The following is a 26310-nucleotide window of genomic DNA, read 5'->3' on the forward strand; positions in this document are numbered from 1 at the left end:
GGTTCAAAAAACCGAATTTGTTAGCACAGGGAGCCTCCCATGCAGCACGAAGCACATACCCACGGCATCAACATGTCGGCCCTGGGTCGCGACAAACAGAGCCTGAGCCTCGAGCAGGAAACCGTGGCCATCGAAGTGCCGGGCCTGAGCCTGTTCTACGGCGAGAAACAAGCCCTGTACGACGTCAGCATGAACATTCCGAAACAGCGCGTGACTGCCTTCATCGGCCCGTCCGGCTGCGGCAAGTCCACGTTGCTACGTACCTTCAACCGCATGAACGATCTGGTGGACGGTTGCCGCGTCGAAGGCGCGATCAACCTCTACGGCAACAACATCTATCGCAAGGGCGAAGACGTGGCCGAGCTGCGTCGTCGTGTCGGCATGGTGTTCCAGAAGCCCAACCCGTTCCCGAAAACCATCTACGAGAACGTGGTCTACGGCCTGCGGATCCAGGGCATCAACAAGAAGCGCATCCTCGACGAAGCGGTCGAGTGGGCGTTGAAAGGCGCGGCGCTGTGGGAGGAAGTCAAAGACCGTCTGCATGAATCGGCACTGGGCCTGTCCGGTGGTCAGCAGCAACGTCTGGTCATCGCTCGCACCATCGCCGTGGAACCGGAAGTGCTGCTGCTCGACGAACCGTGCTCGGCACTTGACCCGATCTCGACGCTGAAAGTCGAAGAGCTGATCTACGAGCTGAAGTCCAAGTTCACTATCGTCATCGTGACCCACAACATGCAACAGGCCGCTCGGGTGTCCGACTACACGGCGTTCATGTACATGGGCAAGCTGGTGGAATTCGGCGATACCGATACCCTGTTTACCAATCCGGCGAAGAAGCAGACCGAAGACTACATCACCGGTCGTTACGGCTAGGAAGTTGTAGTTGCTCACTGAACTGACGCTGCGGTCCACCGCACCTTACCGGACGCTCCAAGGACGCCAACATGATTAGCAAAGAAGGCCTTACCCACCACATCTCCCAGCAGTTCAACGCCGAGCTGGAGGAAGTACGCAGCCACCTCCTGGCCATGGGCGGACTGGTGGAGAAGCAGGTCAACGACGCGGTGACCGCGTTGATCGAGGCCGACTCCGGCCTGGCTCAGCAAGTCCGCGAGATCGATGACCAGATCAACCAGATGGAACGCAATATCGACGAAGAATGCCTGCGCATTCTGGCCCGTCGTCAGCCGGCAGCGTCCGACTTGCGTCTGATCATCAGCATCTCCAAGTCGGTGATCGACCTGGAGCGCATCGGTGACGAAGCGACCAAGATCGCCCGCCGCGCCATCCAGTTGTGTGAAGAAGGCGAAGCGCCGCGCGGTTATGTTGAAGTGCGCCACATCGGCGACCAGGTGCGCAACATGGTGCGCGATGCCTTGGACGCTTTTGCCCGTTTCGACGCCGACCTGGCGTTGTCGGTGGCGCAATACGACAAAGTCATCGACCGCGAATACAAGACCGCCCTGCGTGAGCTGGCGACCTACATGATGGAAGACCCGCGCTCTATCTCGCGGGTCTTGAGCATTATCTGGGTGTTGCGTTCGCTGGAGCGCATCGGCGACCACGCGCGCAATATCTCGGAGTTGGTGATTTATCTGGTGCGCGGTACCGACGTGCGTCACCTGGGCCTCAAGCGCATGAAGGAAGAAGTTCAGGGCACAAGTGCTGAAACCGCTAATGTTCCGGGTGAAGCTGACGATAAGTAAGATTGCCCAAGTAAAGCGCCCGGCCCTTTGGCCGGGCGTTTTTGTTTGTGGTTCACGAATTCGAAAGGCAGCACCCGTGAACGAAAAGTCCCGGCGTGACTGAAGGTTTTGGCAAAGTGCCATCAGCAAAGCGGTATGCTTGCCGGGGTTTTTTAAGGGGTTATGGATGAGTAAGGTCAGTGTGTTGGTCGTGGACGATGCCTCGTTCATTCGTGACCTGGTGAAAAAGTGCCTGCGTAACTACTTCCCGGGCATGCGCATCGAAGATGCAATCAACGGTAGAAAGGCTCAGGCACTGCTGGCACGGGAAACGTTCGACTTGGTGCTGTGCGACTGGGAAATGCCGGAAATGTCCGGCCTGGAGCTGCTGACCTGGTGCCGTGAGCAGGACAATCTCAAAGCCATGCCCTTTGTGATGGTGACCAGCCGTGGCGACAAGGAAAACGTCGTGCAGGCGATTCAGGCCGGGGTTTCCGGCTACGTCAGCAAGCCGTTCACCAACGAGCAACTGATCAACAAGGTCAAGCAGGCGCTGCACAAGGTCGGCAAACTCGACACGTTGATGAGCGTCGCGGCGACCAAAACCAGCTCGGCGTTCGGCAACGATTCGCTCAATGCATTGACCGGCGGCAAGGCCGCCGTCGTCGCGCCATCGCCATCGCCTTCTGCTCCTGCACCTGCCGCCGCACCGTCTCGCGGTTTGCTCAATAGCCCGCCGGTCAAGGCACCTGCCTCTGCGGCGACCGGAGGGCGTGGCCAGGGTCAATTGCGTCTGCCGAATGGTATTCAGCAGTGCGTGATCAAGGCACTGAGCCTCAAGGAAGCGCTGTTGGTGGTAAAGCGCTCCGAAACACTGCCACAAGTGCTGGATAGCGCGGTGCTCGACCTGGAGCAGGGCGACAACGCCGAAACCGCCCGTCTGAATGGCTATTTGCACGCCGTCGTCGCCCATGAACCCAAGCCCGATAGCGACTGGTTGCAACTGACCTTTCGCTTTGTCGATCAGGACGCGCAGAAACTCGACTACCTCTCCCGCCTGATCGCCCGCGGCACCGCGCAGAAGCACTTCATTCCGGGGGCGTAAGTCAGGCGTCGCCTGTCAGGTAGCCATCGCGGGCAGGCCCGTTCCCACAGGTGCAGCGCAGAACCTGTGGAGCGGGCTTGCCCGCGATGACGCTGGAACAATCTCAAAACATCAGTCTGACCATCCACTTTGAAACATCTGTCGACAACACGGGTCCATTCCGACTGCTAGGCTCATTCCAGGCCTCACACGACAGAATCCTGCCCATGCTCGCGCGCCTGCTGTTTTTATGTGGTCTGTTCATGGCTGCCTCCCCGGTCATGGCCGTGACGATCTACAAGTCCACCGACGCCAATGGCGTGGTCTCCTACAGCGACCGCCCCACGAAAGGCTCCAAGGTGTTCACCTTCCGCGATCGCATGGAAGAGCATCTTGAGCGTCAGGTGTACCTGGTGATCATGAAGAAGGACGGCGTGGACAGCGTGTACGTGCGTAACGACCTGTATGCGCCGGTAGAGATCGAATTGAGTTTCGATGGCTTGAAGAACGTCAGTGGCGCGCCAAGCCGGCCAATTCGTCGGGTGATGCCGTCACGCAGCAGCATTCGTCTGGCGATGCTCACGGCCACTGAATCCGCAAGACCGATCGCCTATATCCCCAGGTTCGAATACTCCCTGGGCGACCCTGCAGGCGCCTCCGTGGCCTATCGATACCCGTTGCCCTGGCGTGGCGGGCCGTTTCGGGTGACCCAGGGCGCCGAGGGTCAATACAGCCACTTTGGGCCGAAGAACCGTTACGCCATCGACATCGCCATGCCCGAAGGAACACCGATCATTGCCGCACGTGGCGGGGTCGTGGTGAAGATTGAAAACGGGCAGACCGGACGCGGCACCAATCCATCGGGCAATTTCGTGCGGGTGTTGCACGATGACGGGACCATGGGCGTGTACCTGCACCTGAAAAAAGGCTCGGTCAGCGTTCGGGAGGGGCAAAGGGTGATGGTGGGCACCGCACTGGCGCTGTCGGGCAATACCGGCAACAGCAGCGGGCCGCACCTGCATTTCGTGGTGCAGCGCAACACCGGGATGGGCCTGGTTTCGATTCCGTATGAGTTCAACCAGCCGGTGGGGATATTGCCCAACTTTGCGTTGGGCAAGCAATAAAGCGGGCTTGCGAAAACTTATTGTGGCGAGGGAGCAAGCTCCCTCGCCACAAGAGCCGGTCGCTGCACTCAGTCGAGCAACAACACCTTGGCCAGAATGATCTTCGGTCCTTTCATCTTCTTGATGATGATGCGCAGGCCTTCGACTTCCAGCACTTCTTCCTCTTCCGGCACGCGTTTGAGGGTTTCGTAGACGAGCCCTGCGAGGGTTTCGGCTTCAACGTGGTCCAGGTCGATACCCAGCAGTCGTTCGACCTTGAACAGCGGCGTATCGCCTCGAACCAGCAGCTTGCCCGGCTGGTAGGCGAGGATCCCGCGTTCGGCCTTGCGGTGTTCGTCCTGAATGTCGCCGACCAGCACTTCCAGCACGTCTTCCATGGTCAGGTAGCCGATGATGTTGCCGTCAGCCTCTTCAACCACGGCGAAGTGCGAGCCGCCCTTGCGGAACTGTTCCAGTAACTGCGACAGCGGCATGTGTCGGGACACACGCTCCAGCGGACGGGTCAGTTCGGCCAGGTTGAACGACTCGGGAATGTGATCCAGGGCCGCCAGTTCAAGCAGCAGGTCCTTGATGTGCAGCAGGCCGACGAACTCCTGGCGCTCGCTGTCGTACACCGGATAACGGCTGAACTTGTGGCGACGGAACATCGCCAGGATTTCCTTGAGCGGCGCGTTGAATTCCAGGGTCACCAGGTCTTCGCGGGAATTGGCCCAGTCGACCACTTCCAGTTCGCCCATTTCCACCGCCGAGGCCAGTACGCGCATGCCCTGGTCGCTCGGGTCCTGGCCACGGCTGGAGTGCAGGATCAGTTTCAGTTCCTCGCGGCTGTAGTGGTGCTCGTGATGCGGGCCGGGCTCACCCTGGCCGGCAATGCGCAGGATCGTGTTGGCACTGGCGTTGAGCAAGTAGATCGCCGGGTACATGGCCCAGTAGAACAGGTACAGCGGTACGGCGGTCCACAGCGACAGCAGTTCGGGTTTGCGGATGGCCCAGGATTTCGGAGCCAGTTCACCGACCACGATGTGCAGGTACGAGATGACGAAAAACGCGGCGAAGAACGAAACGCCCTTGATCACTTCGGCCGACTGCACGCCGACGGCGTCGAGCAGCGGTTCGAGGATGTGGGCGAACGCCGGTTCACCGACCCAGCCGAGGCCCAGGGAGGCGAGGGTGATACCCAGTTGGCACGCCGACAGGTAGGCATCGAGCTGACTGTGCACGGTACGCAGGATGTGCCCGCGCCAGCCGTGTTTTTCAGCGATGGCTTCGACCCGGGTCGAGCGCAGTTTGACCATGGCAAATTCCGCCGCAACGAAAAATCCGTTGAGCAACACCAGGATCAGAGCAAAAAGAATCATGCCGAAGTCGGCGAATAGTGTGGCGAGGGTCAAACCAGGGGAAGGGTCCATGATGGAGTTTTGCGGGTTCCGTGTATTCGAAAGGAAAGAAAAAAGTGGGCCTGAAAGGCAGGCACAAGTCAGCCAATGTAGCGGCTGACTCAGCGATTGCCTAGTGCCGCTATCAGTCCGCTGGGCTGATGACCCGGGATTTGCTGACCTGGGCAGGGGCGAAATGGCAGGTAAAGGTGCTGCCGTGCCCCGGTACGCTGCTGATTTCCATCCGTGCGCGGTGCCGCAGCAGTACATGTTTGACGATTGCCAGCCCCAACCCGGTGCCACCGGTATTGGAGTTGCGACTGGAGTCGACGCGATAGAAGCGTTCGGTCAGGCGCGGCAGGTGTTTGCTGTCGATGCCGATCCCGGAGTCCTGCACGCTCAGATGCGCACCCTGTTCATCGCCCCACCAGCGAATGCGGATGTTGCCTTCGGCCGGGGTGTACTTGACCGCGTTGAACACCAGGTTGGAAAACGCGCTGCGCAGTTCGGCTTCACTGCCTTTGAGCAAAGTCGTCGGATCGGCTTCCAGGGTGATGCGCTGATTCTTCTGACCGGAAAGCTGTTGAGCGTCACTCTTGATCGACTGCAACAGGCCATCGATGGCCACTGGCTGGTTATCCGATGGGTAGTCGGTGGCTTCGAGCTTGGCCAGCAGCAGCAAGTCATTGAGCAGCGTCTGCATGCGCTCGCCTTGTTGCTGCATCTGCTGCAGGGCGCGATTCCAGCGTGGGTTCACGTCCTCGACGTTGTCGAGCAGGGTTTCCAGGTAGCCGCAAATCACCGTCAGTGGCGTGCGTAATTCATGGGAAACGTTGGCGATGAAGTCTTTGCGCATCTGTTCTAGCTGATGGATGCGTGTCACGTCGCGCACCAGCATCAGATGCTCGTTGTTGCCGTAACGGGTGATGTACAGCTGAATACGCATCCGGTCGTTGGTCGGCGAAGGGATTTCCAGCGGCTCGGCGTAGCTGTCCTGCTCGAAGTATTCCTTGAAGCGCGGGTGACGCACCAGGTTGGTCACCGGCTGACCACTGTCCTGTGGCGTCTTGAGGCCCAGCAGTGTTTCGGCGGCACGGTTCCACCATTCCAGGTTGCCGTCGCTGTCGAGCATGACCACCGCGTCTTTCAAGGCGGCGGTGGATTCCTGTACCCGGTCGATCACGGCTTGCAACCGCCCGCGCACTCGCTGATCGCGACGTTGCAGGTGGTAGATGCTGTCGAACACTTCGCCCCACAGGCCGTAGCCATCGGGCGGGGCTTCATCGGGTTGATGCAGGCGCAGCCACTCGTGCAGGCGCAGCAGTTGCTTGAGGGTCCAGGTCAGGTAAAGGCCCAGTCCCGCGGCGAGGCTCCAGCCGTAGTAGCCGGTGATCAAACCGATCACCAGGCAGGCGGTGACCAGCAGCAGCATGTGGCGAATCAGGGTGCCATGCCAGTTTTGGTTCACGAAAAATATGCGTCCTTGTCAGCGAGTCTGGCGGCTGGCTCAGGCCTTGGTGGAGAACCGGTAGCCGGTGCCGCGCACGGTTTGTACCAGGTTTTCGTAGGCGTCGCCGAGGGCTTTGCGCAGGCGACGGATGTGCACATCGACGGTGCGCTCTTCAACATAGACGTTGCCGCCCCAGACCTGATCCAGCAATTGCCCGCGCGTGTAGGCGCGCTCCTGGTGGGTCATGAAGAACTGCAGCAGGCGGTATTCGGTCGGCCCCATTTCGGCCGGTTTGCCATCGATGGTCACGCGGTGGCCGATCGGGTCCAGCAGCAGGCCACCGACTTCAATCGGCGCTTCGCCATCGGTAGGACCGGCACGGCGCAGCACGGCTTTGAGGCGTGCGACCAGTTCACGGGGAGAAAAGGGTTTGGTGATGTAATCGTCGGCGCCGACTTCCAGGCCCTGGATCTTGTTGTCTTCTTCGCCCTTGGCGGTGAGCATGATGATCGGGATATCACCGGTCAGTTCATCGCGCTTTAGGCGGCGGGCCAGCTCGATGCCAGAGGTGCCGGGCAGCATCCAGTCGAGCAGGATCAGGTCCGGTTTGCGGTCGACAATAATGGCGTGGGCCTGCTGGGAGTTCTCGGCCTCCAGGCAGTCATAGCCGGCCATTTCCAACGCAACGGCGATCATTTCGCGAATAGGCGCTTCGTCGTCGACGATCAGAATGCTCCTGCCAACCATGCCTTAATCCTCTTGTCATTTAACTGTCTTGCGCCGCATTAGATAACGGAATTATTGCAGTCGTGTGACAGTATTTTAGCCGTCCGGCGATTGTCGCGAACCTGGACTAAGCTCTAAGTCCGAATCCTGACAACCGCAAAAGGAAGGTTTCCATGAATTACATCGCTCAATCCTGGAAGGCTTTGCTGGTAACGGCCGTGCTAACGCTGCCGACCCTGGCGCTCGCCGCCGACCCGGCAATGATGAAAGACGGCATGATGGTCGACCATAAAGGCATGACCGTGTACACGTTCGACAAAGACTCGGGCGGCAAGTCGATGTGTAATGGTGACTGCGCGAAGAATTGGCCACCCATGATGGCTCCGGCCGGCGCCAAGCCCGAAGGCAAATTCACGCCCATCAAGCGCGATGACGGCACGATGCAGTGGGCGTATGACGGTAAACCGCTGTACACCTTCATGAAGGACGAAAAGCCTGGAGAAATGAAGGGCGACGGCATGAAAGACGTCTGGCATGTCGTTCACGAGTCGCAGAAGTAACCGACTCGATCCGCCTCCGCATGATTGCTATGCGGGGGCGATATCATTCCTGTCTCAGCGCAACCCGTAATCCAGCACGATCCCGACGAAAATCGCCAGTCCGGCCCAGTGATTGTGCAAAAACGCCTTGAAACAGCGCATCCGCTCCTTGTCGCGGGTGTACCAGAATTCCCAGGCAAAGCAGCCCGCCGCCACCGCCAGCCCGAGGTGGAACCAGGCGCCGAGCTCGAATTTCGAACCCGCCAGCAGCAAGCATCCCAGCGCCAACCCTTGCAGGGTCAGGATGATCACCCGGTCCGCCTCGCCGAACAGAATCGCCGTGGATTTCACGCCGATCTTCAGATCGTCGTCGCGGTCGGTCATCGCGTAATAGGTGTCGTAGCCCACCGTCCACAGCAGATTGCCGATGTACAGCAACCAGGCCGCCGCCGGCAGTTCACCGGTTTCGGCGGTGAACGCCATTGGCATCCCCCAGGAAAACGCCGCGCCCAACACCACCTGCGGGTAATAGGTGTAGCGCTTCATGAACGGGTAAGTGAATGCCAGCGCCAGGCCGCCCAGTGACAACCAGATCGTGGTCGCGTTGGTGCACAGCACCAGCAGGAAACTCACGCCCATCAATAGCGCAAAGAACACCAACGCTTCTTTGGAGCTGATCTTGCCACTCGCCAGTGGCCGTTGTGCGGTGCGTTTCACATGGCCATCGACCTTGCGGTCGGCCCAGTCGTTGATCACACAGCCGCCGGCGCGGGTCAGCACCACACCGAGGACAAAAATCACGATGTTGGCCAGCGACGGCGAGCCCTTGCCGGCGATCCATAGCGCCCACAGCGTTGGCCACAGCAACAGATAGATGCCAATCGGCTTGTCCATGCGCGTCAGCTGAATGAAGTCCCAGGCCCGAGGGTTCAAGCGGTTCAGGGACTTGAGCAGGCTCTGGTACATCAGCAGTTCTCCGGATGCGCGCGGGCGGCGTTCCACAGTGTCGGCAGGAAAATTTCGGCCACCAGTACGCTCAAGGCGCCGCGGTCGAAACGCGAACGGCGGCCCCATAATTCAGGCGACTGGACCTCGTTCGGCAGCCACGCTTGAGGATAGTGACAAACCTCGATGGCCCGGCGCTGGAAGGCGTGATCGCAAAACAGCAATTCGCCCAGGGAGCGGCTGCCCAATTCATCCATGTGCAAGCCGTCGCCCTGCAAGGCGCTGCGCGAGGCAACGCTGCGGGCAAACACCCACGCTTCGCCATGACCGCGCAGATACACCTCGCGAACCCAGCCCTCACTGCCATCGGCCAGATCCAGCGCGGCGCATTCGTCGGCGCGCAGGGTCTGCCAGCCTTCGAACAGCGGCGTGACGCTGAAGCCGTCATTCGACAAACGGGTCAGGCGGCGGGTCAGCGAACCTTCGTCGAATAGCCAGTCGAGGGTAGACGTATCGGGGAGGGGGGCCAGTTGGCTTTGAGGAAGCCAGAGCGGGGCCGGGCAAGGGGATTTTGAGTGCGGCACAGTGAGTCATTATTGGCAGCAAAGGAGGCGGCGAGCTTAACATGTCAGCTCATCAATTTGAGTGATCTGGCCACCCGTTGCGCCGAACAGGCTTGCATCTGCCCGGCCCGATCAGTAAAAAACGCTTTTGAGCGCGATGGCAGCGCAGCAGCCGTTGACCGTCCGTGCCGGCAAAAGCCTGAACCCTGAGGATGTACCTGTATGAAAAAGTGGCAATGTATCGTCTGCGGCCTGATCTACAACGAAGCCGATGGTTGGCCGGATGACGGCATCGCGCCCGGCACTCGCTGGGAAGACGTGCCGGCAGACTGGCTGTGCCCTGACTGCGGTGTGGGCAAAATGGACTTCGAAATGATCGAAATCGCTGCTTGAACAATTGAGGAGTCATGCATGAACGCACCTGTCGTAATCGTCGGCACCGGGTTGGCGGGTTACAACGTGGCCCGCGAATTTCGCAAGCTCGATAGCGAAACCCCATTGCTGCTGATTACCGCAGATGACGGTCGCTCCTACTCCAAGCCAATGCTCTCCACCGGTTTTGGCAAAAACAAAGACGCCGACGGCCTGAGCATGGCCGAGCCCGGCACCATGGCCGAGCAGTTGAAAGCCGAAGTGCGCACCCACACGCGCATCAGTGGTATTGACCCGGGCCACAAGCGCCTCTGGATCGGCGAAGAAGCGGTGTACTACCGTGACCTGATCCTGGCGTGGGGCGCAGAAACCGTGCGCGTGCCCATCGAAGGTGATGCGGCGGACTGCGTATTCCCGATCAACGACCTGGAAGACTACGCACGCTTTCGCGCGGCAGCGGCCGGCAAGCGCCGTGTGCTGTTGCTCGGCGCGGGGCTGATTGGCTGCGAGTTCGCCAACGACCTCAGCCTCGGCGGCTACGAGGTGCAACTGGTGGCGCCGTGTGAACAAGTCATGCCGACCCTACTGCACCCGGCGGCGGCTGCGGCGGTGCAGGCCGGGCTGGAAAGTCTCGGCGCACGCTTCCACCTCGGGCCGGTGCTCAATCGCCTGCAGCGCGTCGCTGATGGCCTGGAGGCGCATCTGTCCGATGGTCAGGTGATCCCGTGCGACGTGGTGGTGTCGGCCATTGGCCTGCGTCCGCGCATCGACCTGGCTGCCGCTGCCGGCGTGCAAGTCAATCGCGGCGTGGTGGTCAACCGTCACCTGCAAACCTCCCACGCCAACATCTACGCCCTGGGTGACTGTGCCGAGGTCGATGGGCTGAACCTGCTGTATGTGATGCCCCTGATGAGCTGTGCCAGGGCTCTGGCCCAGACCCTCGCCGGCAACCCGACGGCGGTCACCTATGGGCCGATGCCCATCACCGTCAAAACCCCGGTGTGCCCATTGGTGGTGTCCCCGCCGCCACGCGGTGCGGAGGGCGTCTGGACCGTCGAAGGGCAGGGTGCCGACATCAAGGTGTTATGCCGCGATGCCAGCGGCAGACTGCTCGGATACGCCCTGACAGGCGCGGCGGTGATGGAAAAACTGGCCCTGAACAAAGAGCTTCCGGCGCTGCTGGCGTAAATACCGGTCGTTCTGTCGGAATCACCCCCCTTTTGCCCATACATTGGCCGCGCCGACACTGGCGCGGCTCCTCGCTGCGTGCCATCCTCACTCCCGTCTGCCGCAGAGTAGAGCACCTGCGGCGCTTTGGGCGCTGCTTCGCAGAGAGCAGCACGGACATAACAACAAAAAACCGTCAAAGGGGCTTCACTAATATGCGTAAACCAGAACTCGCCGCAGCAATTGCTGAAAAAGCAGACCTCACCAAAGAGCAGGCCAACCGCGTTCTCAACGCCGTTCTCGAAGAAATCACCGGCGCCCTGCACCGCAAAGACAGCGTCACGCTGGTAGGTTTCGGCACCTTCCTGCAACGCCACCGCGGTGCCCGCACCGGCAAAAACCCGCAAACCGGTGAGCCCGTTAAAATCAAGGCCAGCAACACTGTCGCCTTCAAGCCAGGCAAATCGTTGAAAGACAGCGTCAATCCGTAATCCGTCGCCATACCCTGCGTAGCAGGGACGCGGAACAAAGAATGGGCACGCCAACCAGGTTGGGTGCCCATTTTTTTGGTTTTCGCGCCATCCCGGAAGCTGATTACGCAACACCCGTAGGAGCCAGCCTTGCTGGCGATGGTCGTTGACGATAACGCGTGTGGGCTGGATAAACGCGGCGCACTTGAGGTCATCGCTCGCAAGCTGGCTACAGAATGTGTTCGATTGGTGTAGGAGTGCAGGGAGGGTGGTCTGTCAGAAGGCTTAAAAAATTGTGACTTGGCGGTCATCGTGCGGCTAATGGTTATGATCTCCTCCTAATGTAACTGGATACTGGCGTTATGGCTTGAAGCCGTTAAACTGCCCCGGCCGTTCATTTTCTTTTTGAGGCTTGCGCATGAAATTTCGTTTTCTGCTGTGGATGCTGGGTTTGTTGATGGGTAAGGCCAGTCGGACCAATCCTGCGTTTCAGCAGCAGTTGGGCGACAAGGACCTGGTGTTTCAGCTGCAGACCCTGGACGGGAAGGTGGCGCGGCACTTTCGTGTGAAGGATCAGCGCATTACCAGCAAGGCCGGCGTGTATGCCGAGCCTGCGTTTGCCATCGCCTTTAAAGACGCTGCCTATGGCTTTGCCACGATGCAGGCGAAGAACAAGCAGTTGGCGTTCATGACGGGGATTCAGGACAAGTCGATTCAGATCAAGGGCAACCCCGCGTTGGTAATCTGGTTCCAGGGGTTGACCAAGTATTTGAAGCCGAAGAAAAAGTCTGCCGTAGCTCGTTGATAGGCGTTCTATCAGAAGGGGGCTCGGCTTTAATTACTTCCAATTCTGAAAATAAAAATTAAAAAGACTGTCATTTATGACAGGTCACAACTGCCTTTTCGCGTGCTCCACTGTGCTGGGTTCAACAAGGTTTTCATTCCTTACTCACCACAATGGAGCAAGAACATGAGCAAGGTAAAAGAAGCGGCAGCGGGGACTCTCGATCCATCCTTTGGCGATAATGGAGTAGTGGATCTGGAGTCCGACGGGAACCTGAGTGTTCCTCAGTCAATTTTTGCGCTATCCGATGGAAAATTGCTTTATGCCAATGGCGATCATAGGGATAGCCAAAATACACTCAGGCTCAGGCGCTTGCACGCCAACGGATTCTTCGACTCGTCGTTCGGTGAAAACGGATCAGTGATTCTGCCTCTTGGTTGGAACACGGCGCCTAGATTCGGATTATTTTCATATCAGGCTGACAGGCTCTTGGTGAAGGGTACACACCTGACTGAAAATGGTCAGAGCGATATGGTACTCGCGCGACTAGACCTGGATGGTCGCATGGATGCCACATTTGGTACTGATGGCATTGTGAAGATCGACCCCTATGATCTGGTTTACCCGCGTAATACCAAGCCGAATCACGAAAGCACCGTCCAAAATCTAACCCCTGCGTTCAATTACATCGGTAGGTCTGTGTGCGTGCAGCCAGATGGCAAGATTCTGGTGGCGCACAGCGGAATTCGCGATGACGAGTATCGAAGTAGCGGGCTGGTTTTTCGTCTGTTGCCGAACGGGTCGATTGACAAGACGTTTAACGGAACGGGTGTATTGCTTATCGAGCTGAATATCGATGGCGCTGAGGATAACGAAGCCATAAGTATCGCCCTGCAGAAAGATGGAAAAATTCTGGTGTGCGGTAGTTACTTGGCTGAGTCAACCGTAAGTGGCTATATCATTCGTTACGAAGAAAACGGTGAATTAGATACCACCTTCAACAATGGCAGGCAGGTGGTAATCACCAACCCGAATTTCAAAATAATTGCAGCTGGCACCCTTTCGGTGAGAGAAAGCGACAATACAATTCTTGTGGTGGGCACCGCCTATGAGGCGTTTAGCCCGATACCATCTGTCAGTACGCCATGGATTGCAGTTCTTGACGCCGATGGCTCGTTCAATATCTTGTTCAATAACAGCAAGCCATTGTTCGCGAGGGTAGTGCCTGGCGATGGATCATGGCGTAATTCTGCTTGGCAGGAAGATGGCAGCGCGATTCTTGTCTCCGGATCGGTCGTAGCGCGCTATCTTTCAAGCGGTTTGCTGGATCCGTCATTCAATGATACGGGCTGGAACTCCCACAAAGGTAGCTATAAGGACATGTTGGTAACAAGCGACAGGAAACTCGTCGTTATCGGACAGAGGAGTTTGTTGCGCTACCTCACATGAGCAGTTGATTAGAAACGCTGAGCGCTAGCCTGGTTAGTCAGGTTTCAAGCGGATTCATCGCGGGCAAGCCACGCGCCCACAGGGATCATTTAAATCCTGTGGGAGCGGGCTTGCCCGCGATGCCTTTCAGCCCTGAGTGAATTGCGAAGCGAGTTCGCGCAGCAATACTTCGGCTTCAAGCACTTTGCTGACCACGTCTTCGGCCTTGGCGCGGGTCAGGCCGAGGCGTTCGAGCAGGGCGTCGGGGATGTCTTCGTCGGGGCCGGAACCAATGCCACGGCTGCGCAGCAAACGCACGCTCAGGCATACGAGGTTCGGGTACTCGGCGTAGTCGCCGTCGTAATGTGGGTCGTGCTGGAAACGCAACGCGGTGGCCAGTTCATCGGGCATGTCCCAGTAGCGCATCAGCCAGGCGCCGATCTGTTCGCGGCTGATGCCCAGCAGGTGTTGCTCGATGTAGCTGTGGCACAGGTGCGGGTTGACCTCCAGGTGGCGGCAGATCAGCGAGAAGTGCGGCGGAAACACGTGGGCCAGCAGCAGGTAACCGAAGTTGTGCAGCAGGCCGGCCAGGTAAGTCAGGCCGGCTTCCGGGCGCTGGGTGCGCGGCATGGCGCGGGTCAGGCCTTCAATGACGGCGGCGGTGTAGATCGATTGCTGCCAGTACGGCGTGCTGTGTTGCGGGTGGTCCTTGGGCAGGCTCAGGGTTTTGCCCAGGGCCAGGCCCAGCGCCAGGTTGATCACCAGGTCGAAACCCAGCACCCGAACGATGGCATCTTCCACCGAGCGGATCTTGCCCGGCGACGCGTAGTAAGGCGACGCCGCCCAGCTCACCACTTGCGCCGCCAGCGCCGGGTCGGTTTCGACCACGCCGGTGATGTCGTCGATGGTGGCGTTGGGGTCGACGCGCAGCTTGATGATCTTCTGCGCGGTCTCGGCCAGCGGCGGAATCTCGATGGTCGCTTCCAGGCGCTGCTGGATACGTCGTGCGGTGAACGCTTGAACGGCCTGGGTGATTTCCTCGCGGTCATCGTCGGGGCGGTCGAGGTTCGGGCGGATGCTGGCCAGCACTTCGCCGAAATTGGCGGCGCTGGCTTTATTCAGCATGGATTTGAAGGCTTCGCTGCTGATTTCCAGCAACACGCCAGGCTCGCCCGAGTTGACCAGCAACATCGGTTCGCGCAGCAGGCTTTCCTCGTACAGGCACGGCGAGCTGGTGAGTGACGGCAGACCTGGCAACAGGCTCAGGTTGTGCTTGCCGAGCATCTTCTCCAGGCGCTCGGTCGGCACCGCCGTGAGGCGGCGGCCGGTGAGTTCGGTGAGGCGATTGAGGTCCAGCAACTGGCTCTGCGGGAACAGCACCATCAGTGCGCCAACGGCATCGTCGAGCAGCACGGCCTGGACCTTGCGCGCCGGATTCAGGCCGTGATGGTCGAGAACTTCTTCGTAGGCAATGCCCAGTTTGCCCAGCATCAGCCGAATGACCGACGGCGCGTGCGGGGTAGCGGGTGCGAGGGCAACTTCGGTCATGGTCTGTATCCGTTCGAAAACAATTGCAGGAGTATAACCAGCTTGCTCAAACCCATCTCTCAGAAACTGCGACGGTGCTCACACTTGGCCGTATTGCTGCCCATGGCGCAACCAGCGGTCGAGCAGTGGGCTGACGTGGTCGGGCCAGCGTTCGAGCAAAGCTTGAGCCGCGTCACGCACGGCGGGTAGCAGGTCGGCGTCACGCATCAGGTCGGCGACCTTGAATTGAAGCAGACCCGTCTGGCGCGTGCCGAGCATTTCGCCGGGGCCGCGCAGTTCGAGGTCTTTTTCGGCGATGACAAAGCCGTCGTTGGTTTCGCGCATGATGCCCAAGCGTTGACGGCCAATCTGCGACAGCGGCGGATGGTAGAGCAACACGCAATGGCTGACGGCACTGCCTCGCCCGACGCGACCGCGCAGCTGGTGCAGTTGCGCGAGGCCAAGGCGTTCCGGGTTTTCGATGATCATCAGGCTGGCGTTGGGCACGTCGACACCCACTTCGATCACGGTGGTGGCGACCAGCAGCTGCAAGTTGCCGGCCTTGAACTCGGCCATCACGGCGGCTTTCTCGGCCGGCTTCATGCGCCCGTGGATCAGCCCGACCTTCAACTCGCCGAGGGCGGCGGTGAGGTCTTCATAGGTGGTTTCGGCGGCCTGGCAGGTCAGCTCTTCCGACTCTTCAATCAGCGTGCACACCCAATAGGCCTGACGACCCTCGGCACAGGCGCCGCGCACCCGTTCGATGACTTCGACCCGCCGGGTGTCGGTGATCAGCACCGTGTTCACAGGCGTTCGGCCTGGCGGCAATTCGTCGAGGATCGAGGTGTCGAGGTCGGCGTAGGCACTCATGGCCAGGGTTCGCGGGATGGGCGTCGCAGTCATGATCAGTTGATGTGGGCACATGCGCCCACCGACCCCTTTCTGCCGTAACGCCAGGCGCTGTTGCACACCGAAGCGGTGCTGTTCGTCGATGATCACCAGCGCCAGGTTCTTGAACTGCACCTCGTCCTGGAACAGCGCGTGGGTGCCGACCACCATCGGCGTGCCATTGGCAATCTGCTCCAGCGCGGCCACGCGGTTTTTTCCCTTCAGCTTGCCGGCCAGCCACGCGACTTCGATACCCAGTGGTTCGAGCCAGCGTTTGAAGGTGATGAAGTGCTGTTCGGCGAGAATTTCGGTAGGTGCCATCAGGGCGACCTGATAGCCGGCCTCCAGCGCTTGCAACGCAGCCAGCGCGGCGACCACGGTCTTGCCCGCGCCGACGTCGCCCTGAATCAAGCGCAGCATCGGCTCGTGTTGACTGAGGTCGTAGGCGATTTCGTTGCCGACCCGCTGCTGTGCACCCGTAGGGCTGAAGCCGAGGTTGGCCAGGTATCTGGCCGGTAGCTTCGTGGCTTTGGGCATGGCCGGTGCGCGCAGCGAACGCATGCTTTCACGCAAGCGTTGCTGGGACAGTTGATGGGTCAGCAGTTCTTCGAAGGCCAGGCGATGCTGGGCCCAGTGGTGGCCGAGGGCGAGTTCGTCGACATCGGCGTCAGCCGGGGGATGGTGCAGGTAGCGGATCGCATCGGCCAGCGGTGCCAATTGATAATCACGGGCCAGTTCGGTCGGCAGCCAGTCGGGCAGGCTGGTGGGGCCGAGCAAGGTCAGGGTCTGCATGCACAGTTGGCGCAAGCGTTGCTGCGTCAGGCCTTCGGTAAGCGGATACACCGGGGTCAGGGTTTCGTCCACCGGCGGCGGCTCGTCGCCGGTAATGGCGCGGTATTCCGGGTGGTAGATTTCCAGCCCCGACGCACCGGGTCGCGCTTCGCCGTAGCAGCGAATTCGCGTGCCGCGCTTGAGGCCTTCTTTCTGTGCGTTGCTGAAATGGTAGAAGCGCAGGCTGAGCCCGCCGGTGCCGTCCTGCAGGCGCACCACCAGGCTGCGGCGTCGGCCCATGACCACGTCGGCACCGCTGACGGTCCCTTCGATCACGGCATCCTGACCCGGGCGCAACGCCCCGATCGGGACCACGCGAGTGCGGTCCTGGTAGCGCAGCGGCAGGTGAAACAGGACGTCCTGGAGATTTTCCAGACCCACCTTGGCCAGTTTCTCGGCCATGGCTTCGCCGACACCCTTGAGTGCCGTCACCGACACTTGCGACAACTCGGTCATGACGCGTGCTTAGCCGGCCACCACCGGTGCCGATGGCTTGGCCACCGAACACAGGCGAATGGAGTCAGCGAGAATTTCAATCGCTTTCGGACGCGGGAAGCTCGCACGCCAGGCGATGGCCACGGTGCGAAACGGCACCGGCGCCGACAACGGCCGAACTTCGATCACGCCAGGGGCGTAGTGGTGGCTGTCGACGGCCGACAGCGGCAGGATCGAAACCCCGAGGCCGGAGGCAACCATGTGGCGGATGGTTTCCAGCGAACTGGATTCCACCGTGGTGTGTTTGGCGCCGTCGTTGCCTTTGGTCAGGGTCGGGCAGGCTTCCAGTACCTGATCGCGGAAGCAGTGACCTTCGCCGAGCAACAGCAGACTCTTGTCATTGAGCAGGCTGGCGTCGATGGATTCTTTTTGTGTCCACGGGTGCTGCGCCGGCATCAGGACGTAGAACGGCTCGTCGTAGAGCTGCAGGGTCAGGACGTCGGCTTCATTGAACGGCAGGGCGATGATGATCGCGTCGAGCTCGCCGTTGCGCAGCTTGTCACGCAGGATGTGGGTGAAGTTTTCTTCGATGTACAACGGCATCTGCGGGGCAACCCGGTGCAGTTGCGGGATCAGGTGCGGGAACAGGTACGGGCCGACGGTGTAGATCGCGCCGACTTTCAGCGGGGCGGTCAGTTGGTTCTTGCCGGCTTGGGCCAATTCGCGAATGCCTTGGGCCTGCTCCAGGACTTTCTGTGCCTGGGCCACGATGCCTTCGCCAACCGGGGTCAGGCGCACGGCGCTTTTGCTGCGCTCGAAAATCAGCACACCGAGTTCGTCTTCAAGCTTTTTCACGCCCACCGAAAGGGTCGGTTGGCTGACGTGGCAACGCTCGGCTGCATGGCCGAAGTGCTGCTCTTGGGCGAGGGTAACGATGTAGCGTAATTCTGTGAGGGTCATAGCAAGCGTCCATGAAGTTGCGAGCCAAGCATACCGGCTGCAATCGATAGACGCACGTTATCAGACTGTGTGTATCGGGTGACACCGGACAATGCCGGTTTGCCGCTGGCAGATACGTAAAAGGCACCTTTCGATGCCTTTGGTGGATCGCTGCAGAATCTGTAGAAGCGAGCTTGCTCGCGATAGCGCTCCAACAGTCAACGATGATGTTGGACGTCAGGCAGCAATCGCGAGCAAGCTCGCTCCCCTATTGATCAGCGCCGGTCTTTATCCAGCGAGTAGACAAAGGGCGCAACAATCTCGATGGAGCCGTTGCTCAACATGTCAGCCGGGGGCTTGGGCAGCGGTTGGGCGCGACGGATCATCTCCAGCGTGGCCCGGTCAAGATCGGCCGTACCAGAGGCGCCGACCAGTTCGAACGACAACACCTTGCCTTCAGCGTCCACCACGAACCGCAGGCGGTTCATGCCTTGTTTGCCCCGTGCCTGTGCACTGGCCGGGTACTTTTTGTACTTGGCCAAATGTGCGAGCAGGGCGCCTTGCCAACTGGCCTTGGCCGCCACTTGAGCCGCCGATGGGCCAGGGGCTGGCTGAGCGGATTGCTCCGTCGGTGCCGGCGTCGGTGGCGCTTCGCTCGGCTTTGCCTCGGATGGCTTTTCCTTGGGCGGCTCGGGCTTTTTCTCCACAGGCTTGGGCGGTTGAGGCTTGGGCTTGGGTTTGACCGGTTTCGGCACCGCAATCTCGGCCTTGGGGGCTTCGGCGAGCTTCGGGATCGGCAGTTCTTCAACCGGAGCCGGCGGCTGCGGCGGTGTGACGACCTTCGGCGGCGCAGGCGGTGGCGGGGCGGGAAGCGGTGCCAGCTCGACCATCATTGCCTGGGGTGGCAATTCGATGGGCGGGCGAGCCTTCCAGTTTACGGCCAGCGCAACGGCCAGCGCGTGAACACCCAGCACCACGGCCAGGCTCGCGCCGTATCGCGTCAGCTTATGGCGCGTCGTGATCATTTCTTGGCTGCCGACTCGAGACCGACCAGACCCACCTTCAGGTAGCCGGCGGAGCGCAGGGTGTCCATCACGCTCATGAGGTCACCGTAGTCCACGCCCTTGTCGGCCTGGAAGAAGATCGTCGTGTCTTTCTTGCCATGGGTCTTGGCGTCGAGTGTGGCGCCGAGTGTTTCGGCCTTCACTTCGTCTTCGCCGAGGAACAGGCGCTGGTCAGCCTTGACGCTGAGGAATACCGGTTTTTCGGGGCGTGGCGCCGGTTTGGCGGTGGACGCCGGCAGGTCGACCTTGATGTCCACGGTGGCCAGCGGTGCTGCGACCATGAAGATGATCAGCAGCACGAGCATGACGTCGATGAACGGCGTGACGTTGATTTCGTGATTCTCGGCCAGATCGTCGTCCGCGCCTTCTTTCAAATGCAGGCCCATGGCCGATTACCCCACTTTCACCATGTGCGGTGGCGAGCTGCGCTCAGGCTGGTGGTCGAGGTCGCGGCTGACCAGCAGCAGGACCTGCGCCGAAGCGTCGGACACCTGCGCCTTGTAACCGGCGATGGAACGGGCGAATACGTTGTAGATAACGACCGCAGGAATCGCGGCAACCAGCCCCAGTGCCGTCGCCAGCAGGGCTTCGGCGATGCCGGGAGCCACCACGGCGAGGTTGGTGGTCTGGGTCTTTGCGATGCCGATGAAGCTGTTCATGATGCCCCATACGGTACCGAACAGGCCTACGAACGGCGCCGTGGAACCGATGGTGGCGAGCACGCCGGTACCGCTGCTCATGTTGCGACCGCAGGCAGCGACCAGGCGTTCGAGGCGGAAGCTGACGCGTTCCTTGATACCTTCCTTCTCGCGGCTATTGACCGACAGGCGCATTTCTTCGAGGGCGTCGTGCACCAGCAGGTTAGCGAGGGTGCCAGCCTTTGCCGCAGTGACGCTGGCTTCCTTGAGCGAGGCAGATTTTTTCAGCTGGGCGATTTCGTCACGCAGACGGCGCTTGGCGCCCATCAGTTCCAGGCCTTTGGCGATCCAGAGGGTCCAGGTGATGATCGAGGCGATGGCCAGACCGATCATGACGATTTTCACGATGATGTCGGCGTTCTGGTACATGCCCCACGGCGACAGGTCGTGGGCCATGCCCAGGGAATTATCGGCTTCGAGGACTTCGGGCGCGTCTTCGCTGGCGACGGCTTGGGTCTGTGCCGGGTCGGCGGCGACCGGAGTGACAGCCGGGGCAGTGTGATCGGCTGGAGCGGGGGCGGTGGCGACGGTCGGAGTGGCTGGTGCTTGGGCGTCGGCGAATGCGGCAACTGGTGCCAGCAGTACGCTGAACAGCAGGGCGGTCAGCGTGCTCCAGATGCGAGGTCGTTTGGTAGGCGAAGCGGAGAGTGGATTGCGTGTCATGCTGGCCGGACCTGAGAGGAAAATTCGATTAATGTTCTTCCAGGCCTCGTGGGGGCCGAGAACAAAGTGGCGTGCATTATTGCAATTAATTCTTGTTAACAAAAGTAATAGAGTCTCTTTTTTTCTTGCATTGCTAACCGCTTGTCCACTGTCGGCGCTAGCTTATCCGTTCCCGAGAGGAGTTTTTTGATGTCCGCACCTTCTGTTCTGATCGCCGGTTGTGGTGATGTCGGTGGTCGTCTGGCCACGCAATTGTTGGCGTTGGGGTGGGAAGTTCATGGCCTGCGGCGTGACATTTCGCGACTGCCCGAGGGTGTCATCGGCGTGGCGGGCGACTTGTTCAATGAAGACTGTCCGGCCAGTTGGCCAATCGGTGCCGTGGACTACCTGGTGTATTGCGCGGCGGCTACCGATCACGATGAGGCCGGTTACCGCGCTGCTTACGTGCAGGGCTTGCAACACGTGCTGGGCTGGTTGAACGACTACGGGCAGGTGCCCGAACGTTTGTTGTTCGTTTCCAGCAGCAGTGTTTACGGGCAGCAGCAGGGCGAGTGGGTCGACGAGACTTCGCCGGCCGTGGCGGCTGGCTACTCCGGGCGTGTGATGCTCGAAGCCGAGCAGATTGCGCTCAATAGCGGCATTCCGGCCAGCATTGTGCGGTTGACCGGTATTTATGGTCCAGGCCGCGAGTGGTTACTGACTCAGGTGCGCCGGGGGTATCGCGTGGCGGTCGATCCTCCGCTTTATGCCAATCGGATTCATGCCGATGACGCCGCAGGGTTGATGGCATTTCTCCTTGAGGCCGCTCGACGTGGCGTGGCGTTGGAGGATGTTTATATCGGCGTCGATGATGCACCCGCTGCGTTGGCGGATGTGGTGGGTTGGTTGCGCGAGTACCTGGGGGTGACCGAGTGGGCAGATGACGCCAGCGTACGCCGCACCGGAAGCAAGCGTTGCAGCAACGCGCGGGCGAAGGCCTTGGGCTGGACGCCTAAGTATCCGAGTTTTCGTGAGGGGTATGCGGCGATTCTCGAAGGGCGCTGCTGACGTTCAGGCGCCATAAACACCTGTAGGAGTGAGCAAGCTCGCTCCTACGGGTGTTTATGTATTGCTTACTGCTTCTCGAGCAGCCACTTGCGATCGCCTGGCGTGAACGAAGGCATCTCGTCAGCCTGTGCGGTGTTAACGGTCTGGAAAATTTCCAGTTCTTTGCCTTTGCGGGTAAAGATCCACGCGTTCCCTTGGCCGTTGAGTTGCAGCCACATGTTGTCGTTGCCGCCGCTCATCGACGCACAATCGCCAGCCAGGCACAGCGCGTAGCGATCAGTGTTCGGCAGGCCGCTGACCTGGCCGTCGGCCTGGAACTGCACAGTGTTGCCTTCGCCCGGGCCGCTGACGATTTTCCAGTTACCGCCCATGTAGGCTGAGTAGAGTGCCCGTTCGAAGCTGGCGCCGATCGGCGCGCCATCCGGTACGGGGATCAATGCGCGGTCGAAGACTTGTGCCGGTTCGTTCTCGGTCGAGGCCTGGCTCAATTGCTTGCCATCGCGCTTCAACTCACTGCTGGAACTGCCATAAAAGTCGACTTTCCAGGCGTTGGACTCTTCGCCCAGCAGCTTGCCTTCGACATTTTCAAAACCATTGGTGTAGCGGGCCTGAGCAGCCTTGGTGTTGACGTTCCATTCCAGGTTCGGACCATAGGCCTGGAGCGCTTCACGCAGGGGAACGCCTTTGGATGCCGCGTCAATCGCCACCTGGTTGATCCAGGTGCCGCTGATATCACGGTCGGCAGGGTTGCTGGCACATCCGCCCAAAAAAAGGGCGAGCAGCGAGAGAGCAAGCGCTTTGCGCATGGTGGAATCCTTTCAAACTTTCTTTACAGCTGAGCAGTCGGCGCAGCCTCAGGCTGCGCCAGACGCATTACTCGATGACCAGGATGGCATCCATTTCAACTTGCGAACCCTTTGGCAGGGCCGCTACGCCGATGGCGGCGCGGGCAGGGTAAGGCTGGTCGAAGTACTTGCCCATGATCTCGTTGACCTTGGCGAAGTGGCTCAGGTCGGTGAGGAAGATGTTCAGTTTGACGATGTCCTTGAACGAGCCACCGGCAGCTTCAGCCACGGCCTTGAGGTTCTCGAAGACCTGGACGGTCTGGGCTTCGAAGCCTTCAACCAGTTCCATGGTTTTTGGGTCCAGAGGAATTTGACCCGACATGTAAACGGTGTTGCCAGCCTTGATCGCCTGAGAGTAAGTACCGATGGCGGCCGGGGCCTTGTCGCTGGTGATAACGGTCTTGGTCATGAATGACTCCTTGTAAGGGTTGGATGGCTACGCACGCATGCGGGTGATGCGGATCACCCCGGTCAGGGCGCGCAGTTTCTTGATCACGCGGGCCAGGTGCACGCGGTCGTGCACGCTGACCACCAGTTGGACCACGCTGATGCGACCATCGCGTTCGTCCATGCTGATTTTTTCGATGTTGCCGTCGGCCGCATTGACGCTGCTGGCCAGCAGGGCGATCAGGCCACGCTGGTGTTCCAGCTCGACACGCAGTTCGACATTGAATTCGCCGGTGACATCCTTGGCCCACGAGAGCTGGATACATTTTTCCGGGTTGTGGCGGATTTCGCTGATGTTACGGCAGTTGTCCAGGTGCACGACCATGCCTTTGCCCGCGGACAGGTGGCCGACAATCGGGTCGCCCGGGATCGGTGTGCAGCACTTGGCGTAGCTGAGCACCAGGCCTTCGGTGCCGCGAATGGCCAGCGGACCTTCCGGGCTCGGTAGCTGTTCACCTTCGCCGAGCAGGCGCCGGGCGACAACGTAGGCCATGCGATTGCCCAGGCCAATGTCTTCCAGCAGGTCTTCGATCAGCTCGAGGCGGTACTCGGTGAGCATGGCCTTGACGCGCTCGGCCGGAATTTTTTCCAGCGAGCTGTCGAAGCCGTTGAGGACTTTGTTCAGCAGGCGTTCGCCCAGGCTGATGGACTCGGAGCGGCGTTGCAGCTTCAGCGCATGGCGGATGTGCGTACGCGCCTTGCCGGTGACCACGAAGTTGAGCCACGCCGGGTTCGGCCGCGCACCCGGAGCGCTGACGATCTCGACCGTAGAGCCGCTTTGCAGAGGTTCGGACAGTGGCGCGAGTCGACGGTTGATCCGGCAGGCGATGCAGCTGTTGCCCACGTCGGTATGTACCGCATAAGCGAAGTCGACCGCCGTGGAGCCCTTGGGCAGCTCCATGATCCGGCCTTTGGGCGTGAACACGTAGACCTCGTCCGGGAACAGGTCGATCTTCACGCTTTCGATGAATTCCAGCGAGTTGCCGGCGCGCTGCTGCATTTCCAGCACGCCTTTGACCCATTGGCGCGCGCGGGCGTGAGTGCCTTTTGGCTGCTCATCGCCGCTGGATTTATACAGCCAATGGGCTGCGATGCCGTTGTTGGCCATCTCTTCCATTTCGCGGGTGCGGATCTGGATTTCGATCGGAACGCCATGCATGCCGAACAGCGTTGTGTGCAGGGACTGATAGCCGTTGGCCTTGGGGATCGCGATGTAATCCTTGAAACGACCTGGCAACGGCTTGTACAAATTATGCACGGCACCCAGGACGCGGTAACAGGTATCGACCTTGTCGACGATGATCCGGAACGCGTAGACGTCCATGATCTCGTTGAAGGCCCGACGCTTGCCGCGCATTTTCTTGTAGATGCCGTAGAGGTGTTTCTGTCGACCGCTGACCTCGCCCTGAATGCCGTCGATGGCCAGGCAGTGGCTGAGGGATTCCTCGATCTTGTTGACGATTTCCTTGCGGTTGCCCCGGGCGCGCTTGACCGCCTGGTAGATTCGCGCGGAACGCATCGGGTGCATGGCCTTGAAGCCGAGGTCTTCGAATTCTATGCGGATGGCGTGCATGCCCAGCCGGTTGGCGATGGGCGCATAGATTTCCAGGGTTTCCTTGGCGATGCGCCGACGTTTTTCGCCGGACAGCACTTCCAGCGTGCGCATGTTGTGCAGGCGGTCGGCCAGCTTGACCAGGATCACGCGAATGTCACGTGCCATGGCCATGGCCATTTTCTGGAAGTTTTCAGCCTGGGCTTCGGCCTTGGTCTCGAAGTTCATCTGGGTCAGTTTGCTGACCCCGTCGACCAGTTCGGCCACGGTTTCGCCGAACTGCGCCTGCAGCGCTTCCTTGGCAATACCGGTGTCTTCGATCACGTCATGCAACATGGCCGCCATCAGGCTCTGATGGTCCATATGCATGTCGGCAAGAATATTCGCTACAGCGAGCGGGTGCGTGACGTACGCCTCGCCACTGCGGCGGCGTTGGCCGTCGTGGGCTTGTTCGGCGTAGAAATACGCTCGGCGGACCAGATTGACCTGGTCCTTGCCGAGGTAGGTCGATATGCGATCGGCGAGGGCGTCTATGCTCGGCATGATGACTCCTGCCGTAAGCTGTGATCCCGCGCCGTGCTACGTCGACCAGGCATAGGCTTAGACGGCCTCGTTGGACTCGTCCTCGAATGCAGCAAAAAGCGGTTCATCTTCAACGATTTCGGCTTCGGCGATAGCTGCGTAGTCGATCAGGCCTTCAGCGATTTCACGCAGGGCGACGACGGTAGGCTTGTCGTTTTCCCATGCTACTTTCGGCTCTTTGCCGCCGGTGGCCAGTTGACGGGCACGCTTGGTAGAGAGCATGACCAGCTCAAAGCGGTTATCCACGTGTTCTAGGCAGTCTTCAACGGTTACGCGGGCCATGGTCTTCCTCGTAGCAAATGCAATATGCGCGCTGCCCGGATGGGCGAGCGGACTCAACAGTTTAAAAAATCACCAGCGATTAGGGAAGCGCTGATTTTTTGATCAAGCCCTTCAACGCGCTGCAAGTGCCAATGTAAAGCCCTCGCAGCGGTTTTGGGAAGAGTTGTTTAACCGAGCAATTCAGCCAGCAATTTGCCGAAACGCTGTTGTTGGCGTTTCTGTTGCAGCTGATTGGCGCGGAAAATTGCCTTCAGATCGTGCAGCGCGTGGGCGAAATCGTCGTTGATGATCAGGTAGTCGTAGTCGACATAATGGCTCATTTCGCTGACGGCTTCGCGCATGCGCCCGTCAATGATCTCGTCGCTGTCCTGGCCACGGTTGGTCAGACGTTGGTGCAGGGCCTGAAGCGATGGCGGCAGAATGAAGATCGAGCGGGCCTTGGGCATCAGTTGACGCACTTGCTCGGCACCCTGCCAGTCGATTTCCAGGATCAGGTCGTGGCCTTCGTCGAGGGTCTGCTGCAGGTGGCTTTGCGAGGTGCCGTAGAGATTGCCGAAAACCTCGGCGCGCTCGAGGAAATCCCCGTGCTCGATCATCTTCACGAACTCGCTGCGTTCGACGAAGTGGTAGTTCACGCCGTTCACTTCACCGGGGCGCATGGCGCGGGTGGTGTGGGAAATCGAGACGCGGATCTCGGGATCGGCGTCGGTCAGGGCCTTGACCAGGCTGCTTTTGCCCGCGCCCGATGGGGCGGAAATAATGTACAGGGTGCCGGTGCTGTGGGTCATGTCGGGAAT

27 protein-coding genes are annotated in these 26310 nt (G+C 60.0%); 11 read left to right on the forward strand and 16 right to left on the reverse strand.

Going from position 1 to position 26310, the window contains the following annotated elements:
- The first annotated feature begins 39 nt into the window (after window positions 1–39).
- From pstB to ACVWYU_RS01355, 4 genes are all read left to right on the forward strand, one after another.
- The gene (gene pstB, locus ACVWYU_RS01340) at window positions 40–873 is read left to right on the forward strand and encodes a phosphate ABC transporter ATP-binding protein PstB (protein ID WP_457371755.1); all 834 of its coding nucleotides are present in this window, start codon (window positions 40–42) and stop codon (window positions 871–873) included.
- Window positions 874–944: 71 nt separating this feature from the next.
- Window positions 945–1706 carry a phosphate signaling complex protein PhoU gene (gene phoU / locus ACVWYU_RS01345; protein WP_090326700.1) on the forward strand — a complete coding sequence of 254 codons (762 nt, stop codon included), beginning with the start codon at window positions 945–947 and terminating at the stop codon, window positions 1704–1706.
- A gap of 166 nt (window positions 1707–1872) precedes the next feature.
- Window positions 1873–2790 (forward strand): response regulator, encoded by a 918-nt coding sequence (locus ACVWYU_RS01350; protein WP_457371756.1) that lies wholly within the window; start codon window positions 1873–1875, stop codon window positions 2788–2790.
- A 206-nt stretch (window positions 2791–2996) separates the two neighbouring features.
- Complete coding sequence (locus ACVWYU_RS01355; RefSeq protein ID WP_457371757.1) at window positions 2997–3893, forward strand: peptidoglycan DD-metalloendopeptidase family protein; 897 nt, start codon at window positions 2997–2999, stop codon at window positions 3891–3893.
- A gap of 68 nt (window positions 3894–3961) precedes the next feature.
- On the opposite strand, the gene ACVWYU_RS01360 is transcribed toward ACVWYU_RS01355, so the two are convergent.
- From ACVWYU_RS01360 to phoB, 3 genes are all read right to left on the reverse strand, one after another.
- Window positions 3962–5302 carry a hemolysin family protein gene (locus ACVWYU_RS01360; protein ID WP_090326691.1) on the reverse strand — a complete coding sequence of 447 codons (1341 nt, stop codon included), beginning with the start codon at window positions 5300–5302 and terminating at the stop codon, window positions 3962–3964.
- 112 nt (window positions 5303–5414) lie between these two features.
- Window positions 5415–6701, reverse strand: coding sequence for a phosphate regulon sensor histidine kinase PhoR (phoR, locus tag ACVWYU_RS01365; protein WP_457371910.1), 1287 nt, complete (start codon window positions 6699–6701; stop codon window positions 5415–5417).
- 75 nt (window positions 6702–6776) lie between these two features.
- On the reverse strand, window positions 6777–7466 hold the full coding sequence (gene phoB, locus ACVWYU_RS01370) for a phosphate regulon transcriptional regulator PhoB (RefSeq protein WP_034149326.1): 690 nt from the start codon (window positions 7464–7466) through the stop codon (window positions 6777–6779).
- Between the two features lie 152 nt (window positions 7467–7618).
- Here phoB and ACVWYU_RS01375 point away from each other — a divergent pair, with 152 nt between their 5' ends.
- A complete protein-coding gene (locus ACVWYU_RS01375) occupies window positions 7619–8005 on the forward strand; it encodes a COG4315 family predicted lipoprotein (RefSeq protein WP_390957771.1) in 387 nt (128 codons plus the stop codon).
- A gap of 54 nt (window positions 8006–8059) precedes the next feature.
- On the opposite strand, the gene ubiA is transcribed toward ACVWYU_RS01375, so the two are convergent.
- Together ubiA and ACVWYU_RS01385 are read right to left on the reverse strand one after the other, a co-directional pair.
- The gene (gene ubiA / locus ACVWYU_RS01380; protein ID WP_090326680.1) at window positions 8060–8950 is read right to left on the reverse strand and encodes a 4-hydroxybenzoate octaprenyltransferase; all 891 of its coding nucleotides are present in this window, start codon (window positions 8948–8950) and stop codon (window positions 8060–8062) included.
- Complete coding sequence (locus tag ACVWYU_RS01385) at window positions 8950–9513, reverse strand: chorismate--pyruvate lyase family protein (protein ID WP_457371758.1); 564 nt, start codon at window positions 9511–9513, stop codon at window positions 8950–8952. Before ACVWYU_RS01385 ends, ubiA begins: the two co-directional genes overlap by 1 nt.
- A 201-nt stretch (window positions 9514–9714) precedes the next feature.
- Between ACVWYU_RS01385 and ACVWYU_RS01390 the strand changes: the two genes are divergently transcribed.
- The 5 genes from ACVWYU_RS01390 (at window position 9715) to ACVWYU_RS01410 (ending at window position 13734) form a co-directional block, all read left to right on the forward strand.
- Window positions 9715–9885, forward strand: a complete 171-nt coding sequence (locus tag ACVWYU_RS01390) for a rubredoxin (RefSeq protein ID WP_007995385.1) — start codon at window positions 9715–9717, stop codon at window positions 9883–9885.
- Window positions 9886–9903: 18 nt separating this feature from the next.
- Window positions 9904–11052 (forward strand): NAD(P)/FAD-dependent oxidoreductase, encoded by a 1149-nt coding sequence (locus tag ACVWYU_RS01395; protein WP_247255273.1) that lies wholly within the window; start codon window positions 9904–9906, stop codon window positions 11050–11052.
- Between the two features lie 194 nt (window positions 11053–11246).
- The gene (locus tag ACVWYU_RS01400; RefSeq protein ID WP_003213368.1) at window positions 11247–11522 is read left to right on the forward strand and encodes an HU family DNA-binding protein; all 276 of its coding nucleotides are present in this window, start codon (window positions 11247–11249) and stop codon (window positions 11520–11522) included.
- Between the two features lie 397 nt (window positions 11523–11919).
- Window positions 11920–12306 (forward strand): helicase, encoded by a 387-nt coding sequence (locus tag ACVWYU_RS01405; RefSeq protein WP_090326673.1) that lies wholly within the window; start codon window positions 11920–11922, stop codon window positions 12304–12306.
- A 165-nt stretch (window positions 12307–12471) separates the two neighbouring features.
- Entirely contained in the window at window positions 12472–13734 is a 1263-nt protein-coding gene (locus ACVWYU_RS01410; protein ID WP_457371759.1) for a hypothetical protein, read from the forward strand.
- Between the two features lie 126 nt (window positions 13735–13860).
- Here the strand turns inward: ACVWYU_RS01410 and ACVWYU_RS01415 are convergent, their stop codons facing one another.
- The 6 genes from ACVWYU_RS01415 to exbB all read right to left on the reverse strand — a co-directional run bounded on the left by ACVWYU_RS01415 (window position 13861) and on the right by exbB (window position 20758).
- Window positions 13861–15261: an aminoacyl-tRNA deacylase and HDOD domain-containing protein gene (locus tag ACVWYU_RS01415; protein WP_247255276.1), complete on the reverse strand. Its 1401-nt coding sequence runs from the start codon at window positions 15259–15261 to the stop codon at window positions 13861–13863.
- 78 nt (window positions 15262–15339) lie between these two features.
- A complete protein-coding gene (recG, locus tag ACVWYU_RS01420) occupies window positions 15340–17415 on the reverse strand; it encodes an ATP-dependent DNA helicase RecG (RefSeq protein WP_090326664.1) in 2076 nt (691 codons plus the stop codon).
- Between the two features lie 9 nt (window positions 17416–17424).
- Window positions 17425–18354 (reverse strand): hydrogen peroxide-inducible genes activator, encoded by a 930-nt coding sequence (locus ACVWYU_RS01425; protein ID WP_090326662.1) that lies wholly within the window; start codon window positions 18352–18354, stop codon window positions 17425–17427.
- Between the two features lie 254 nt (window positions 18355–18608).
- Complete coding sequence (locus ACVWYU_RS01430; protein ID WP_457371760.1) at window positions 18609–19358, reverse strand: TonB family protein; 750 nt, start codon at window positions 19356–19358, stop codon at window positions 18609–18611.
- On the reverse strand, window positions 19355–19783 hold the full coding sequence (exbD, locus tag ACVWYU_RS01435) for a TonB system transport protein ExbD (protein ID WP_090326656.1): 429 nt from the start codon (window positions 19781–19783) through the stop codon (window positions 19355–19357). The genes ACVWYU_RS01430 and exbD overlap by 4 nt, the downstream gene beginning before the upstream one ends.
- A gap of 6 nt (window positions 19784–19789) precedes the next feature.
- A complete protein-coding gene (gene exbB, locus ACVWYU_RS01440) occupies window positions 19790–20758 on the reverse strand; it encodes a tonB-system energizer ExbB (protein WP_390957758.1) in 969 nt (322 codons plus the stop codon).
- A gap of 189 nt (window positions 20759–20947) precedes the next feature.
- On the opposite strand from exbB, the gene ACVWYU_RS01445 reads away from it, so the two are divergent.
- Window positions 20948–21805: an SDR family oxidoreductase gene (locus ACVWYU_RS01445; RefSeq protein ID WP_457371761.1), complete on the forward strand. Its 858-nt coding sequence runs from the start codon at window positions 20948–20950 to the stop codon at window positions 21803–21805.
- A gap of 65 nt (window positions 21806–21870) precedes the next feature.
- Here the strand turns inward: ACVWYU_RS01445 and ACVWYU_RS01450 are convergent, their stop codons facing one another.
- The 5 genes from ACVWYU_RS01450 to gmk all read right to left on the reverse strand — a co-directional run bounded on the left by ACVWYU_RS01450 (window position 21871) and on the right by gmk (window position 26301).
- Window positions 21871–22611 (reverse strand): hypothetical protein, encoded by a 741-nt coding sequence (locus ACVWYU_RS01450; RefSeq protein WP_390957756.1) that lies wholly within the window; start codon window positions 22609–22611, stop codon window positions 21871–21873.
- Window positions 22612–22678: 67 nt separating this feature from the next.
- Window positions 22679–23059 carry a RidA family protein gene (locus ACVWYU_RS01455; protein ID WP_003229509.1) on the reverse strand — a complete coding sequence of 127 codons (381 nt, stop codon included), beginning with the start codon at window positions 23057–23059 and terminating at the stop codon, window positions 22679–22681.
- A 27-nt stretch (window positions 23060–23086) separates the two neighbouring features.
- Window positions 23087–25192, reverse strand: coding sequence for a bifunctional GTP diphosphokinase/guanosine-3',5'-bis pyrophosphate 3'-pyrophosphohydrolase (spoT, locus tag ACVWYU_RS01460; protein WP_090326644.1), 2106 nt, complete (start codon window positions 25190–25192; stop codon window positions 23087–23089).
- A 57-nt stretch (window positions 25193–25249) separates the two neighbouring features.
- Complete coding sequence (gene rpoZ, locus ACVWYU_RS01465) at window positions 25250–25513, reverse strand: DNA-directed RNA polymerase subunit omega (protein ID WP_007921129.1); 264 nt, start codon at window positions 25511–25513, stop codon at window positions 25250–25252.
- Between the two features lie 167 nt (window positions 25514–25680).
- Window positions 25681–26301 (reverse strand): guanylate kinase, encoded by a 621-nt coding sequence (gmk, locus tag ACVWYU_RS01470; RefSeq protein WP_090326641.1) that lies wholly within the window; start codon window positions 26299–26301, stop codon window positions 25681–25683.
- Between the last annotated feature and the right edge of the window lie 9 nt (window positions 26302–26310).

The sequence above is a fragment of the Pseudomonas sp. TE12234 genome, assembly GCF_054061835.1.